At 41.1% G+C, this 15465-nt stretch carries 15 protein-coding genes; all 15 read right to left on the bottom strand.

All coding sequences use genetic code 11. The features are described from left to right. Window positions 1-7: 7 nt before the first annotated feature. On the bottom strand, window positions 8-1681 hold the full coding sequence (locus SACSAC_RS13455; RefSeq protein WP_037287219.1) for a glycosyltransferase family 4 protein: 1674 nt from the start codon (window positions 1679-1681) through the stop codon (window positions 8-10). Continuing rightward, window positions 1678-2832, bottom strand: coding sequence for a glycosyltransferase (locus SACSAC_RS13450; protein ID WP_037287215.1), 1155 nt, complete (start codon window positions 2830-2832; stop codon window positions 1678-1680). The genes SACSAC_RS13455 and SACSAC_RS13450 overlap by 4 nt, the downstream gene beginning before the upstream one ends. Window positions 2833-2849: 17 nt before the next feature. After that, window positions 2850-3842 (bottom strand): class I SAM-dependent methyltransferase, encoded by a 993-nt coding sequence (locus SACSAC_RS13445; RefSeq protein WP_037287212.1) that lies wholly within the window; start codon window positions 3840-3842, stop codon window positions 2850-2852. A gap of 48 nt (window positions 3843-3890) precedes the next feature. After that, the gene (locus SACSAC_RS27125; RefSeq protein WP_051507100.1) at window positions 3891-4781 is read right to left on the bottom strand and encodes a CatB-related O-acetyltransferase; all 891 of its coding nucleotides are present in this window, start codon (window positions 4779-4781) and stop codon (window positions 3891-3893) included. Window positions 4782-4805: 24 nt separating this feature from the next. Further along, window positions 4806-6044 (bottom strand): UDP-glucose dehydrogenase family protein, encoded by a 1239-nt coding sequence (locus SACSAC_RS13435; RefSeq protein ID WP_051507509.1) that lies wholly within the window; start codon window positions 6042-6044, stop codon window positions 4806-4808. A gap of 49 nt (window positions 6045-6093) precedes the next feature. Further along, window positions 6094-7044 carry a UDP-glucuronic acid decarboxylase family protein gene (locus SACSAC_RS13430; RefSeq protein WP_037287209.1) on the bottom strand — a complete coding sequence of 317 codons (951 nt, stop codon included), beginning with the start codon at window positions 7042-7044 and terminating at the stop codon, window positions 6094-6096. Further along, window positions 7041-8021, bottom strand: a complete 981-nt coding sequence (gene galE / locus SACSAC_RS13425) for a UDP-glucose 4-epimerase GalE (RefSeq protein ID WP_037287206.1) — start codon at window positions 8019-8021, stop codon at window positions 7041-7043. Before galE ends, SACSAC_RS13430 begins: the two co-directional genes overlap by 4 nt. A gap of 30 nt (window positions 8022-8051) precedes the next feature. Beyond that, a complete protein-coding gene (locus tag SACSAC_RS13420) occupies window positions 8052-9068 on the bottom strand; it encodes a UDP-N-acetylglucosamine 4,6-dehydratase family protein (RefSeq protein ID WP_084778053.1) in 1017 nt (338 codons plus the stop codon). An 8-nt stretch (window positions 9069-9076) separates the two neighbouring features. Beyond that, window positions 9077-10882, bottom strand: coding sequence for a motility associated factor glycosyltransferase family protein (locus SACSAC_RS13415; RefSeq protein ID WP_037287204.1), 1806 nt, complete (start codon window positions 10880-10882; stop codon window positions 9077-9079). Between the two features lie 124 nt (window positions 10883-11006). Next, window positions 11007-11351: a flagellar protein FliT gene (fliT, locus tag SACSAC_RS13410; protein ID WP_037287201.1), complete on the bottom strand. Its 345-nt coding sequence runs from the start codon at window positions 11349-11351 to the stop codon at window positions 11007-11009. Further along, window positions 11351-11734: a flagellar export chaperone FliS gene (gene fliS / locus SACSAC_RS13405; protein WP_037287198.1), complete on the bottom strand. Its 384-nt coding sequence runs from the start codon at window positions 11732-11734 to the stop codon at window positions 11351-11353. The genes fliT and fliS overlap by 1 nt, the downstream gene beginning before the upstream one ends. Window positions 11735-11754: 20 nt before the next feature. Further along, a complete protein-coding gene (gene fliD / locus SACSAC_RS13400; RefSeq protein ID WP_037287195.1) occupies window positions 11755-13443 on the bottom strand; it encodes a flagellar filament capping protein FliD in 1689 nt (562 codons plus the stop codon). A gap of 15 nt (window positions 13444-13458) precedes the next feature. Next, window positions 13459-13833, bottom strand: a complete 375-nt coding sequence (locus tag SACSAC_RS13395; protein ID WP_037287192.1) for a flagellar protein FlaG — start codon at window positions 13831-13833, stop codon at window positions 13459-13461. A gap of 156 nt (window positions 13834-13989) precedes the next feature. Next, window positions 13990-14757 carry a flagellin N-terminal helical domain-containing protein gene (locus tag SACSAC_RS13390; RefSeq protein ID WP_037287189.1) on the bottom strand — a complete coding sequence of 256 codons (768 nt, stop codon included), beginning with the start codon at window positions 14755-14757 and terminating at the stop codon, window positions 13990-13992. Window positions 14758-14935: 178 nt separating this feature from the next. Next, window positions 14936-15465, bottom strand: a 530-nt coding sequence (locus SACSAC_RS13385) for a flagellin (protein WP_037287187.1), incomplete at its 5' end; no start/stop codon positions are given.

Here is a 15465-nt window from a genome sequence, read left to right as displayed (position 1 = left end):
CGATAGACTATCCCCATTTCATGCATATTACGTACTGATTTTTGCTTAAACCTTTGTTTACGATTGTTTTTTCAATTTCTTTGTACCATTCTGAAGCAATGAAAATAAAATGATCTGTACATTCTGCCACGTTTTTAATCTCGTACCCCCCGAAAAGTGTGCCAGCTTTTTGGGCATTGCTATCAATAAAACAATCGACAGAAAACCTATACTCGGCCAAGAGTTCTGCTACTTCCAAGCCAAAACTGCCAGCTCCGTATACAGCCACTTTTCTTTTTTGAGAACGAAAATTCTGCAACCATTTATCATCAAAAATATACCATTTATTATATAATTGGAACTCTTGAAGAAGGAAGTGAGAGAAATCCTTCTGATCTCGCTCTCTTTTACAAGTAAGTTCTCCGGAATCCTGTAAAACCGAAATCGCAGCGCTATCTCGATTGAAAACATTCTGATAAAGCTCCATATATTTTCTTGCTATTACAGATTGGCTATATTGTTCGCATACCTGTTTCCGAGCGTGCTCGCCAAGCTTTTGCGCTTCAAAAGGTTCAAGGCCTGTAATCCATTCTATGCCGTTGATTAAATCGTTTGTACTGAACGGCTCTGCAAGATACCCGTTTACCAGATTCGATATAATGTCCCGTGGACCCGTAGCATTAAAAGCAACTACCGGGGTACCGCAAGCCATAGCTTCCGCAATTGTCTTGCCAAATGCTTCCTCTATCGAAGGAGCAACAAACACATGTGCCGCAGAATAAATTTGAGCCAGCAAAAAGTCGCTACTTACCCTACCGAAGTTGGTAAATGAGTAACCCATATCTGCCACTACTCCGTCATTTGAATCTCCGAAAGTTACCAAATGGTATCTGTGTTTATTTGGCATATCCAATAGCGCTCTTTTTAAGAGCCCAAAACCTTTTCTTTCGTCCGAAAAAGAATTGACAGCTCCAAATAAAATGATTTTTTTTCCGCTTGGCAGATCTAGCTTGCTTTGCATTTCTTCTTTTGCAAAGGCAGTAAAAGTGTTTATGTCTATGCAATTCGGAATCATCTGCACATCATTTTGTGCAAATAATCGGCTTTGAGCTGCACACTCTTGCAACCAAGCGCTTAATGCAACCGGATATATATTTCGAGAAAGATGTGCCAACTTCTGTTGATAGGTCCAGTAGGTAGGATCTTTTGTACTAGGACTCTTCAATAGAATGCAATTTCCGCAACCTTTGGTATATTGATTGCACCCTTTGGAATAATGACATCCTCCGGTAAAAGGCCACATATCCCGAAGTGTCCATATGATCGGAACTCGTATTTGGGATATAGCCTCTATACTCAGCATCTGATTATTTATCCAATGAAGGTGAACAATATCGGCAACTTTGCTAATTTCCACAATTTCGCGATCAAAGGTTCCGGTCCCTAAGCTGAATAAATCCTGAGCCGAATGGTCATATTCTTTAAGCATAAATTTTTCAAAAACGACGTTTCTATACCTTTTCATCATAATGGATTTCTCAGAGGTCGGATATGCTCCATTCGGGTGGGATATCAAAGCATCCTGATGTCCAACAAAAAAAACAGAATCCAGTCCTTCTTTCTTTAAAGCTTCATGCAGAAATAATGCTCCTCTGGCTGCTCCACCGCTTATCTCCCCGCTGGTAAAATGTATAATCTTCATCGTCGGTTCTTTTTCTTTTCAAGCTGATTCGCTAACAAATATAAATTATCGATGTCATTAAAAAAATGCTCATTTGGCTTGAGGTTTGATTGGATTAGCTGCTCCGATATTTCTTTTTCATACTGGCTGCTGACGACAATTACATTCTTATCGAAATCGATATTGTCCACATCTGGTTTCAGCACTGGCAAACTTTCAATTACACTTCCCCATTTACTTGGACTATTATCCAAAAACCCTGTTACTCTAAGTCCCTTTTTTTCCAGACGAGTTTTAACCGTTTGGCCTTTTAAACCTGCACCAAACAAAATATAATTCAATCTTTTCAATATTGCTTCTTCTTTATATTTTGTATAAGGATAGCCGCTATTATCTAAATACTTGAAATATTCATTTTTATAAGGATGTTCATTCATATAATGCCAAGGCTTCGAGTTTGTAGTGAAATGTACGATTGAAGGATTAGATTGGCTTTCTTCAAATATTCGCTTCTCCACGAAAGGAAATTGTTCACTATTCAGTTCAAACAACTGGCTTCTAAAATTCCAGTGGAACGGCAGTTCGACCCATTCTTCATATAGCACGCCGTTTAATGCATCTTGATCCCAAGACAGGAGTCTGTCCGGGTAGGCCTTGATATATTCAAGAACCTTACGCGTAAGATCTTCACTTCTCCATTTATCCAAGTTAATCAAAAGCACCCCTGCATTAAAATAAGTCGCATTTTCAGGCACTCTTCCATCATTGACATATTCGTATATGCGTACAGCTCCTAAAGCATGTCCATCCAGCTCCGTATCCCAAAGCTCCCAGATATCTGCGGTGATCACCAAATCACAATCCAAATACAGTACTTTTTTCACGTCCGCCTCGAATAAATTTGGAATCAAAATTCGATAATAAGTCGCTTCTGTAATATGACCATTAATCACTGCTTCTTTCAATAGATTGGGATTTATTTCTTTGTACACGATTCTCGAACCATAACCTTGCACTAACTGATCCAAAAAAAGCTTGTTCTTGATTTCGATATCTTTTCCAATTATATTGATAGTAATTTTGTCTTTATGCGTTGCATTTTCTAGCAAAGAAGTGAGGGTTACAGATAAGTGCTGTATATAATGATTATCGGCCGCAAATACAATATTCATACTACGTCTCCTTACTCTTAAAGTTCATTTAATTTGGAAAACAACTCTACCCGGTAAGAGTACATTTGTTTTTCCAACTCGGTGTGTTGCGCTAAGAACGCGTATTTTTCAGGGAGATAAAGCCCGCACATTGTATTTTCAACTAAATACAATCGATCCTGATATTTCTTAGAAAGTACGCTTTGTACAGCCTTATGGGTGGAATTGATAATCTCATTTCTCATGGTGCGATAATCATGCCAAACAACAACCGTATTCTCATAACCTACAAAATCAAAAACATTTTTCGTATCTTTACGTATTCCCTCAAACGAATGATCACCATCAATAAAAATCAAGTCAGGAATGTCCAGCGCCGAAAAGTCGAATGTTTGAGAATCGCCTTTATAATGCGTAATATTAGCTTTTTTCGAGAAGTACCTGCTAAAATTATCTTTTTCAAGCCTATTTTTAAAATCTGCAGTCAAATGTTCATCAGCCAAAGAAATACTGATACAATGATTTACGACTTCTGACACTGCTGCAATACTTTCTCCAGTCCAAGTTCCGATTTCTAAGTAAAGACCTGCGCCGATCTTTTGAGCCAACCCTTTCAATAAAAAATAATCCAGTGCCGTAGATCCTCCTCCTACAAAACTCAAATCTTCTATAGAAATTTTCGGGAGATCATGCAGTAACGCACCTACGGAAATTTTTTTTAACTTACCTTCATTTTTCACCAAGCTATTTTGATTGCCTAACATGGATACGCCATAACTGAATACTTCATATGAGTAATAACCTAACCCATGAAGTTGTTCTTGAATTTCTTCAAAGTACGAACTTGCAATAATGATGTGATAGTCTTGCAAGGTTATATCCTCTATCTGATAGATAGGCAGTTCACTTAAAAAAGTTCCTTTTTTGTTTTGATCATTATCCAAAAATCCAACGACATTGTAGGCTCCCCCACAGAGCATTAAAACCGCCGAACCTAACTTTGATGCTCCGAAAATAAGAGTATCCTTCATAATAAGTATCCCCCTTATGTTGAAATAAGACGCATTCAACATGTTCGCTTACTTTAAATTAAATTGCTTCAAAAATTCTTTAGGTTGCGTAAAGAAACGCGAACGACTTTTTATGACTTCTAGTTCCCATTCCCACCATTTTATTTTCCCCAGCAATTCTATTTCTTCTTCTTCAAAACGATACTTGATGACTTTGGCTGGCACACCGCCAACTACGGCATATGCAGGTACGTTTTTTGTAACAACTGCGCCTGCTCCTATAATTGCACCATCGTTTATGGTCACTCCGGGCATAACAACCACATTGGCTCCGATCCAAACGTCGTTTTTTATTACGATTTCCTGGGCACGTTCCTTATAATCAAAGATCTCCATTTCATCTAAAAACGAATTCACCTTGGCTCCCTCCTGTACAGGAACATACAAGAATGGATGTGTAGTAATAAAATGAACCGGATGATTGGTCATAGTACCAATCATTGCAGATTCATTAATCGAACAAAAAGCACCTATTTCTTTTACGGTGGATCCGGCAAACACGTGTTTTTCAAATCCATAAGTACATTTTCCGACTTTAATTCCATGTATAATCCTATTTTTCAACCTATTTTCGTCAAAAATCGTTTGTGTAAATATTGGAACGAGTTGCTTTTCTTCAACACTTAACAATTTCAAGTGATATTTAATCTCCGTAAAACGTTCGGAAGCAACCAAAATCAACGTGTTTTGAAGCATTTCTTGTTCTATCTCTGCAGGACGATAAAGTCTCTTCTTACAAAACAGTTTTTCTTCATTGAATGAATCCAGTACGTAATCTACTTCGTGATACAGATCCCCCAATTCATTGATTAGCTTTAATGCTCCGCTACCTGTTCCGTAAATTGCTAGAAATTCATAAGGATTTTCTTTCACTTTTTGATAAAAGCCGACCGTATCCATATAAATCCCTTCCTTTGCAATTTATTAAAGCTGGTAAACTTTGTTCATGTTCATCACATAACGTCCATCCAAAATTCCGACACGGCCACGATTCAAAACTTCCCAGTCAATCTGCTTGAATTCTTCCCATTCCGTAACCAACAAAATCAGTTCACCATTTTGCAGCGCTTCTTCTATATTCGCGCAGCACTCTGCCAAATGCTTAACTACAGGATCATATGCTTTTACCACAGCACCATGTTTTTTGAGCTGCTCAATTAAATAAAGAGACGGGGCTTCACGCAAGTCATCCGTATTTGGCTTAAAAGCAAGCCCAAGCATGCTGATGACTTTCCCTTGAATATTGCCATTAAAATAATCTAGTACTTTGTTCAAAAAAAGTTCCCGCTGTCGAAAATTCGCTTTAATCGTACTTTCTACGATGGTAAGCGGGGCATCATGCTCTCTGCCCAGATAAGCAATAGCTTCCGTATCTTTTGGAAAGCAGGAGCCCCCATAGCCAAGACCAGGATTCAAGAAGGAACGACCAATTCGCTGATCGGCTCCCATCCCGTCCGCTACTTCCAGCACATTGACCCCGATTTTCTCGCATAAGTTTGCGATTTCGTTTATATAACTGATTTTGACGGCCAAAAAAGCATTCGATGCATACTTAATCATCTCGGCACTTCGACGATTCGTACGAAGCACAGGTACGTTTAGACCGGAAAATAACGATTGTACCGTATTGCCGGCTTCTTCCGATTCTGCACCGATTACAATTCGATCTCCATGATAGCTATCATGCAGAGCGAAACCTTCACGCAAAAATTCTGGATTTGATACAACCTGCACCTTGATATCAAAGCGTTTATGCACGTTAACAATTTCTTCTACTCGATCATTCGTTCCGACCGGAACCGTACTTTTTACAACTATGATTGCATCATGATCAATGGTCATTGCAATGTCTTTGACCGCTTGCTCCACATACTGCAGGTCTGCTGCTCCTTTTTCACTTTGCGGTGTACCTACAGCCACAAAAACCACTTCTGCATGCCGAAAAGCCTCTTCTTTATCCACAGTAAAAAGAAGCATCCCTTTTTGAATATGGGTACGTAGTAGTTCATCCATACCAGGTTCGTAAATAGGTGAAATCCCTTGATTCAATAAATCGATTTTTTCTTTATCGATATCCAAGCAGGTTACGCAATGATTCATGCTTGCCAGAACAGCTCCTGTTACTAGACCTACATAACCCGTTCCAATTACCGCAATATTCATTCCATCGAACCCTTTCTGCAATCATGGTATAGGACTCCGTTTATCTATTCTATTCGCTTTTTATCGAAAGGTTATTTTTGAAATAATCGACTGTACGCTGCAAACCTTCATCCAACAGCACAGACGGTATCCAATTCAGAAGACGCTGCGCTTCTTCAATAACCGGCTTTCTTTGTTTCGGATCATCTTGCGGTAATGCTTCAAATTTTAAAGGCACGTGGTTTCCCGTATGCATATTCACCTTTTGCGCCAATTCCAACATTGTAAACTCATAAGGATTTCCCAGATTGACTGGTCCTTGAACAACTTTAGGCGTATCCATCAAAAGTAAAAAACCTTCGATCAAGTCTTCTACATAACAAAAAGAACGTGACTGTTCGCCGCTTCCGTATACTGTAAGCGGTTTTTTTCGTAAAGATTGGACAATAAAGTTACTGACGACCCGTCCATCTTTCGAATCCATACGCGGTCCGTAAGTATTAAAAATACGTGCCACTTTGATCGTTACTCCGTACATTCGAGCGTAGTCGAACAGCAACGTTTCAGCCCCGCGTTTTCCTTCGTCGTAGCAGCTTCGAACGCCGATCGGATTGACATTTCCCCAATAGCTTTCAGGCTGTGGATGCACAAAAGGATCTCCGTATACTTCTGATGTGGACGCCTGTAAAATTTTGCAATTTTGTTTTTTGGCTAGCTCCAACAAGTTTAGTACTCCAAACACGCTGGTCTTGAACGTATGAATAGGATCAACCTGATAGTGAACCGGGCTGGCAGGACAGGCCAAATTAAAAATCTCATGAAACTCTCCGAGTTCCGGCAAAGGCTGAATGATATCATGTTCCACGAATGCAATTTGATCGCGTACATGGGAAATGTTTTGCAATGAACCTGTTTGCAAATTGTCTATACACACCACGTCATCTCCGCGTGCAACTAAACGATCAATCAAATGCGACCCAAGAAAACCAGCGCCCCCTGTCACCAATATGCGCTTTCTCATACTTTCTCCTCCCATTTCTTCACATGCCAGTTCCAAGCGGACTCGATAATCTGCTCTAACGTGTAGTTTGGTTTCCAGCCCAAAAGCTTTTCTGCCTGTGCTGCCGAACCGATTAGAATTGCCGGATCTCCTTCTCTTCGCCCAGTTAATGTATAGTTGATTTTCCGCCCGGTAATTCGCTCTGTCATTTGAATAATTTCAAGATTGGAATAACCTTCTCCATTGGCCAGATTCAATTTGAGATTTTCTGAATTTTCACGAAGATAAATCAAAGCCCGATAATGCGCATCTGCCAAATCCATGACGTGTATATAATCGCGTACGCAGGTACCGTCTTTTGTATCGAAATCATGTCCAAAAATCAAAAGTTCATCCTTAATTCCCCTTGCCGCTTCTAATACTAACGGAATCAGATGTGTCTCCGGCTCATGCCATTCTCCAATCTCTCCCTCTAAATCCGCACCAGCTGCATTAAAGTAGCGAAGCGCCGCTATGCGCATTCCATAAGCCGACGCGTAGTCCTCCATCATATGTTCCATCATCAATTTCGTGCGTCCGTAAGGGTTAATTGGTTGCTGGGGATGAGTTTCGTCAATCGGCAGCTTAACCGGATTACCGTAAGTGGCGCAGGTTGAGGAGAAAACTATAGATTCCACCTCATGCTTTAACATCGCATCCAGCAGGTTTAATGTATTGGCCATATTGTTCCGGTAATACTTCGCAGGTTGTTTGACCGATTCCCCTACATAGGCGAATGCTGCAAAATGAATCACAGAATCTACTTCGTATTGATCGAAAAAAGCCTCTAAATTCGACCGAGAAGCCAAATCTCCTTGAAAAAAAGCGGCTTTAGGATGAAGCAATTCACGATGTCCATTTGACAAATTATCAAATACGACCACCCGCTCACCTTTTTCAATCAAATGCTTTACCGCATGCGAACCAATATATCCCGCTCCGCCAACAACTGCGATCATAAACAATCCTCCAGTGTGAAAAAGCTAAAGTCAAATGAGCTCTTCCTGCAAAAGCCATGCTCTGATTTCTTCTTTGGAAATGATATTCTCCATTTGAGGAACAGGCTTACTGAGACATTTTTTTCCCGGAGCTTCTTTGGAAATGTCGTTTCTTCCATATTGAGAAAAAATGATGTATAAGTCCTCAGTTTCGTTGGCATATTCGACTTCGTCATCCGTCATTAGCTCCTCAAATCGCTTTTCGCCGGGACGCAAGCCAATTTGCTTGATCGCAATTTTTGTTCCTGAAGCAGATTGGGCGGCTAACTCCTCGATCATTACAACCGCCAAGTCTCCAATTCGGACGAGCGGCATTTTTAAAACAAAAACTTCACCACCGGAAGCTAACCGATTTGCTTTAAGAATAAGTTTCACGGCTTGAGTAGGCGTCATCATATAACGGAGCATATCGGAGTCCGTAACGGTAATCTCTCCAATATCCTTGATCTGTTTTTTGAAAAGCGGAATGACCGAGCCGCGCGAGCCCATAACGTTTCCGAATCGAACAGCCGCAAAAATGGTAGAATTATCTCCTTTATTGAGCTCGGTTGCCGAGATAAGTTTTTCTGCCATTAACTTGGTCGCGCCATAAGTATTTGTCGGAGAAATGGCTTTATCAGTACTGATAAACAAAACCTTTCCTACTTTATTGCTGATAGCATTCTGGATTACGTTTTGCGTTCCTAAAACGTTTGTTTGTACAGCTTCAAAAGGATTATATTCGCACGCCGGCACGTGCTTCATCGCAGCACAGTGAAAAACATAGTCGATACTTTCCATTGCTCTGTTTAACCGATCAGAGTCTCTAATATCTCCGATCAAAAAGCGCAAACGCTCTCGCTCCGACCGAAAACTGAGACTCATCTCATACTGCTTGTGTTCATCTCGGCTAAAAATGCGAAGAACTTGAGGATCTTCCTTCAATAACATACGTGTTAAATGTTGACCAATCGTTCCAGTCCCACCGATAATCAGAATTTTTTTCCCTTTATAAATACTCTGCTCCATGTACGACTTCATCCTTTATCGTTGATTCTTTCAATCCTAGCAAGTCCGTTTTGCATGAGCTGCTGTACCCAAGGGATTTCTGTTTGAATAGCCGTGATCAATCCTCCCAAATATTGATAGAGCAAATCGGACTTTTTTCGAATTTCTGTTTCAACTTTGATTTGTGGAAGCGCGCGATCAAAATCATCCAAACGATCAGATAAAATAGTGTCAAATACCGGATTAAACCACTCTCTTGAAACAACTTTAGCCCAAGCTTTCTCAATATCTTCTAAAGTATTCCAAGCTTTCGCTGCCTTTTTTCTACTAAGTTCGGGAAGTTTATCGATTTGTCTTTTTATTTGAAGAAGTTCATTCTGTAACTTAAGGCTATCGCTTAAAACATTAATAATTCGGTTTTTGACAAGCAAGATCCGATTTTGAAAAACGTCATCTGTTCGAATACCCTTATTTTCTTTTTGCAAGAGCCACTTAATTGTTTCTTTTTCCATGACTTGATTCTTAACTTCTTCATAGACTTCTTCTATCGGTTTCCAATCAGCTCCCACGATTGCGGCTCCTCCGCGTGTCGCATTAATAAATTGGATTTTAGGAATGCTCGTAATCAGACTTTCTATCGCATCTTTCATCATTAAAAATGAATTGTTTGTACGGTTATACTCTCCATAAACATTCATTACATGATGCTTTGAATCTTGAACAATTCGTTCCATATCTGCAGTATCAGTATGAGCTACGCCTGAAGTATAAAATTTATCCTGTTGAAAAGAAAGATCCTGTCCTGTCAGAACAATGGTTGAAGCCCCAAGCCAAGCTGCGACTTGAATTGCCGTTCCTGTAACTGTAGGTGTAGGAATCATTAAAGGATCGTTCTCACTCATATCAAGCAAGTATCTACTGGTAATATCATTTTGTACAACTGCATGAAAAGAATCGCCGTATTTTCTTTCCGAAATTTTGTAATACGCGGATGATGTATAGAATAGCGAAGACTGCAAGGCGCCTTCTACGGAAAAGATTTGCTCGTTAATTTCTCCTCCGTCCATAATTGCCGAAATATGTGGACGAATTCCATGCTTCGCCAACGCTTGAATACTTGATCCTGCAGAAATAACCAGAGCATGCGATGCTAACTCACGAATCCATTCAATATCCTGTTCCAAAGAAGGACCGGAAGCAACAATGACAGCTGTGCACCCCTTTAAGCTTCCAGTAAATTCAAAAAGGGAAGGTGCGTTAAGAACATTAGCAATTTGATTTATACTATTTTCAAACCATTCTTTTTGATATCTTTTCTCGGTAGAGCGATTGGATTCAAATATGTTTCGATAATCTACAAATTCTTCTTTAAGCTTCTGTAGTACATCCATATCATTTTCGAGATAATGCCTTAATGCTACAAAGGCTAATTCTTCGTTCATATAAGTACAAATTTTATGAAATAATATTTTCAATTGAGATTCGCCTACCGAGATCCAGAGAAGCTTTGGCCACTTCAATAGTTCTCTAAAATCATAATCGTATACCATTTTATGAAAAGAACTTAAATCTGGTTCATGTACGATAAAAAAACGATCCGGATACATTTCGATCAAATCGGCAAGCCCAATACCATTCCCAAATCCGTATACAAAAATAACGCTCATATCGCCAACGGAACCTCGAACTGCATTGAGCCAGGCCTGATCTTTTTCAAGAGGTTCAGAAATTGATATAAAAGCTTCTCTTGCATTATCCTCATCTTGTTTAATAACGTTCAAAGTATTCGGAAAACGTTCTTGAAGCACTGCTAGGTTAGCCTGGAAATAGGACACGCGATAACCACCATTCCGAAAATGTTAATTTCTATATTTACTATATCGGATTTTTTTAGGGTTGAGTGAACATTAAGTCAAAAAAATCCCCCTTCGACCGATTTTTGATCGAAAGGGGATTTTTTCAATTTTTATGATCGATGAACACGCTATTCATTGCATAAGCATTATGATAAGCATTTTGCTGGCTTTTAATTGCTCCTTGCTTTTGCATCCATTGACCTGCCTCGTTTTTCAGAAAGCTCATTCTGCTAAGAATCAAAGAGTCAAAACCCAGTATGTGAGCAATCTGTGTACGGTTCTCAGGAGTAATGTCAGGTCTATATGGCTCTAAAGCTTTTACAAGTTCTTCTCGTTGGTCTGCCAGCTGGAGAAGCTCTTCTTCATTCATCAGATTCAGTCGGGCAACGGCTTCCTCGGTGATTGCCTGCAAGTCATCGAGAATTTTTCCGACTTCTGTGGCTGTCATTACATACTTCCTGCCATGCCCGAGGATTTGCTTGCTTCTAGCCAGGCTTCACGCAGGTCGTTCAAATACTCCAATACTTCTTCTGCAGGCTCGACCGATTTCTTCACATTAGCTTCAATCAGACGGTTCAGCATATATTCGTATACTCGGACAAGTTCGTTAGAGATCGGATAGTCGAAGTTCAAAGAGGATACGAGCTCATGTACAATTGCTTGAGCTTTGCAAAGATTGTTATTGGCCACTTCTACATTCTTCGTCGTGATTCCGTCGATACCAGCTTTAACAAAACGAATGGCTCCATCATACAGCATAATCAACAGCTTCGGCTTGGAAGCGGTCTGAGCTTGTGCTTGTTGGTATTTCTGATGCGGTGAGTAGATCAAAATTTATGCCCTCCCTGTAATTACATGCTCGAAAGACTGGACATTGTCGTATTGTATTTGTTCATGGCCGTTTCCATGGCCGTAAATTGCTTGTAGTAGTTCGTTTCGATTCGAGTTAAACGGCTGTTCCAGTTCGTGATTTCACGATCGATCGATGTCAGCCGCTGGCCCATCAAACTTGTGGTCAAGAAGGTCGAAGTCAAATCGCTGCTGACTTTAGACGTACCTGCTTTTTCAGCTAGGCTTGCAAGAGAAGTTGTCGAGATTTTTCTCATCTTCGCCAAGATCCCATCATCTGCCGCATAGTTATTGTTCAATGTAGCCTTTGAATAGTTTTGACCGAAGAACTGATTGACGATATCGGGATTATCATTCAAAGCTTTAGTCAGCTTATCTGCATCCAACACGAGTTTACCTTTTGTGTCGTAGGTGCCTGTCGTAATCCCTAGCTCAGTCATGGTCAGCGGTTTATTGACAGTTTTTCCATCTTCTATTACTGTTCTGCCGATATCTACGCCTTGGATTAGAGCTGACCGCATATCGCTTACAGTTCGTTGAAGGATTGGATCGTTCTTCAGCATACCGCTTTTGGCTTTATCTTCCCAAAGTTTGATTTCGTCATCGGTCATTTCTTTCTTTTGATCGCTGCTAAGTGGTGTATATTTTTTGTAGCGCTCTTCGCCGACCTTGCTGTTGACGGAGGAGAGAACGTCATTATAAGCGTTGACGAAATCTTGAACGGCTTTTACTACTTTCTCTGTATCTTTCGCTACTGTAATTGTAGTCGGACTGCCGACACTTTTAGCATTCAACGTAAGTGAAACCCCACTTACTTCAAATGTATTAGAAGAATTTGTGACAGACAAGCCGTTAACGATAACTTCCGAATCTGTACCTTTGCTGCCGGTAGCATCTATCTTTAGTCCAAAAGCTTCTTGGATTTTCTCATCGATACCAATAACTTTTTGGACTGTTTCAAGATCGATCTTTGCGTCCGCCAATTTTTTTTCTGCCGCAGCCTTGGCAGTAGGGTCGGAATTCTTATCTACTTCTTCTTGAGCGCTTTTTACAGCAGCTTGTGCATCCGTAACTCCTTGTTTCGCTGCAGTAGCTGAGGTCAATATACTCTGCGAGCCAACTGTTTTTGAAGTTAAAGACAAACCGCTTGAAGAGCTATAAACAGCTGTTACACCAGCATCTTTATTTGAATTAATTTGTGCTACAAATGACTCAATTGTATCAGTAGGTTTAAATTCGATTTGAGCATTACCTATAGTAACTTTGCCGCCAGATGTAAAAAGCGGATCCCCATCACCATCTTTCAGGTCACTCATCGCCAACTTTCCGGCTGTCGTGGAAGTCCATTTCAACTTATCAGTTAAAACTGAAGCCGAAGTTGCCAATTCCTTAACGTCAATCGTCATCGTTCCGCTTGCTGTAGAAGAAGCAGTTGCAGTAACTGCACTTGTGTTCCCCGTAACCGTAGCCTTTTGCGCATTAATTGTACTGCTTTGGGAAAGCTTAGTAATGCTATCTTGCATAAAGGTAACAAGCTTGGTACTCATTTTACGATAATCGTCGCGCTGCCATTCGAGGGTTTGCTTTTGTTGGTTGAGCTTGTTCAACGGACCCTGTCTTGCCGTCATCAAAGATTTTACAAGGGAGTCAATGTCCATCCCCGAAGCCATGCCTGAGATTCTTGTTACCACGTAAATTCCTCCCCGTTATACTTTCTTATCGACCAGTATTCCCGTGAATTCCATCATCTTCGCTACTACATCCAAAATTTTTTCCGAAGGAATTTCCCGAATGGTATCTCCCGTTTCCTTATTCATGACTTTGATCATAATTGCATTCGTTTGTTTATGAACAGAGATTTCAAGCGATTTTTGCGGTCCTTGAATGGCATCGATTGCCTTCCTCAATTCTTGCATCGTTTTTTCTTGATCTTGATGAATTTGAGGAATTGTGGTTAAAGGCGCGGCTTGGGCAGAACTTTCAGGGCTTTCACTGAAAGTAGGTGTGTACTCCTTTTTGCTAAAGGACGGTTGCGGCATAGGAGTTGCTCCTCCTAAACCGCCTGTTATGTTCGAACTCATAATTGGACCTCCGCTCTGATTAAGTATACCTTTGCCGCACTACTAAGTTGTCGTTACTTTATATATCGGAATTTAGTCTGAATTCTTTATGAAAACTGAATATAAAAAATAAAAAACCCCGCTTTTGCGAGGTTTTCTATCAACTGATTTTTAATCTTAACGAAGCAGGGACAATACGCCTTGTGGCGATTGGTTCGCTTGCGACAGCATCGATTGCGATGCTTGCAGCAAGATATTGTTCTTCGACAGAGCAACCATTTCCTTCGCCATATCGGTATCACGGATACGCGATTCTGCTGCTGTCAGGTTTTCTACAGTCGTTCCCAAGTTGTTCGACGTGTACTCCAGACGGTTTTGTACCGCACCCAGGCTCGAACGTTCTTTTGCAACCGTTTCTATTGCCGATGTAATGTTAGCCAGCGTCGTCGTCGAAGTCAGACCACTAAAGCCGCTTCTCGATACACCCGTAATATCGATTTGGAACGAACTATCGTCGGCTTGCACTTTTACGCTCGACGTGATTGCAATACCGTTGAACTTCGTGTTTGTCATGATGTCGTCGATTTGTTGTCCCAGTTGGTTCAACTCGGCGCTGATGTTCGACTTGTCGCCTGTGCTGTATGTTCCGTTTTCTTTCTGTACGTTCAGTTCTTTCATGCGAGTCAGCATGGCGCTGACTTCGTTCATTGCGCCTTCCGCCGTTTGTGCGAACGAAATGCCGTCTTGAACGTTACGTTGCGCTTGTTCCAGACCGCGGATTTGTCCACGCATTTTTTCGGAGATCGACAGGCCCGCTGCGTCGTCGGCTGCACGGTTGATGCGAAGACCCGAAGACAGTTTTTCCATGTTCTTGCTGGCTGCGGCACTGTTCAGTCCCATGTTGCGGTGCGTGTTTACGGCTTGAAGGTTGTGATTGATAATCATTGTTTGTTTCCTCCCTGAATTGGTTGATTCCCACATCCGTGTGGTTGGCTTGGTTCGTCAACGACTTGCCTGCCCTGTTATATATATCGGCTGCGTAATCCCAAGTTTAAATAGTATTTCTAAAAAACAAAAAAGAAACAGCCTGCTCGAAAGCAGGCTGTTAAGAAAGAACTTAAAATTAACGAAGCAGGGACAGTACGCCTTGCGGCGATTGGTTCGCTTGCGACAGCATCGATTGCGACGCTTGCAGCAAGATGTTGTTTTTCGACAGGGCGACCATTTCCTTCGCCATGTCCGTATCACGGATACGCGACTCGGCTGCTGTCAGGTTTTCTACAGTCGTTCCCAAGTTGTTCGACGTGTACTCCAGACGGTTTTGTACCGCACCCAGGCTCGAACGTTCTTTTGCAACCGTTTCGATTGCCGATGTAATATTAGCAAGCGTCGTCGTCGAAGTCAGACCGCTGAAGCCTGTTCTCGATACGCCTGTGATATCGATCTTGAACGAGCTATCGTCCGCTTGCACCGATACGTTCGACGTAATTGCAATACCGTTGAATTTCGTGTTCGTCATGATGTCGTCGATTTGTTGTCCCAGTTGGTTCAACTCGGCGCTGATGTTCGACTTGTCGCCTGCACTGTATGTTCCGTTTTCTTTCTGTACGTTCAGTTCTTTCATGCGAGTCAGCATGGCGCTGACTTCGTTCA

The organism is Saccharibacillus sacchari DSM 19268 (assembly GCF_000585395.1).
Classification (GTDB): Bacteria; Bacillota; Bacilli; order Paenibacillales; family Paenibacillaceae; genus Saccharibacillus; species Saccharibacillus sacchari.
Note: the sequence above shows the minus strand (reverse complement) of the source record. Positions and strands in the feature narration are given on the sequence as shown.

Coding starts and splice junctions, on each gene's coding strand:
- SACSAC_RS13455 (WP_037287219.1), bottom strand. CDS start 1,681: ATGAAGATTATACATTTTACCAGCGGGGAGATAAGCGGTGGAGCAGCC.
- SACSAC_RS13450 (WP_037287215.1), bottom strand. CDS start 2,832: ATGAATATTGTATTTGCGGCCGATAATCATTATATACAGCACTTATCT.
- SACSAC_RS13445 (WP_037287212.1), bottom strand. CDS start 3,842: ATGAAGGATACTCTTATTTTCGGAGCATCAAAGTTAGGTTCGGCGGTT.
- SACSAC_RS27125 (WP_051507100.1), bottom strand. CDS start 4,781: ATGGATACGGTCGGCTTTTATCAAAAAGTGAAAGAAAATCCTTATGAA.
- SACSAC_RS13435 (WP_051507509.1), bottom strand. CDS start 6,044: ATGAATATTGCGGTAATTGGAACGGGTTATGTAGGTCTAGTAACAGGA.
- SACSAC_RS13430 (WP_037287209.1), bottom strand. CDS start 7,044: ATGAGAAAGCGCATATTGGTGACAGGGGGCGCTGGTTTTCTTGGGTCG.
- galE (WP_037287206.1), bottom strand. CDS start 8,021: ATGATCGCAGTTGTTGGCGGAGCGGGATATATTGGTTCGCATGCGGTA.
- SACSAC_RS13420 (WP_084778053.1), bottom strand. CDS start 9,068: ATGGAGCAGAGTATTTATAAAGGGAAAAAAATTCTGATTATCGGTGGG.
- fliT (WP_037287201.1), bottom strand. CDS start 11,351: ATGACAGCCACAGAAGTCGGAAAAATTCTCGATGACTTGCAGGCAATC.
- SACSAC_RS13395 (WP_037287192.1), bottom strand. CDS start 13,833: ATGAGTTCGAACATAACAGGCGGTTTAGGAGGAGCAACTCCTATGCCG.
- SACSAC_RS13390 (WP_037287189.1), bottom strand. CDS start 14,757: ATGATTATCAATCACAACCTTCAAGCCGTAAACACGCACCGCAACATG.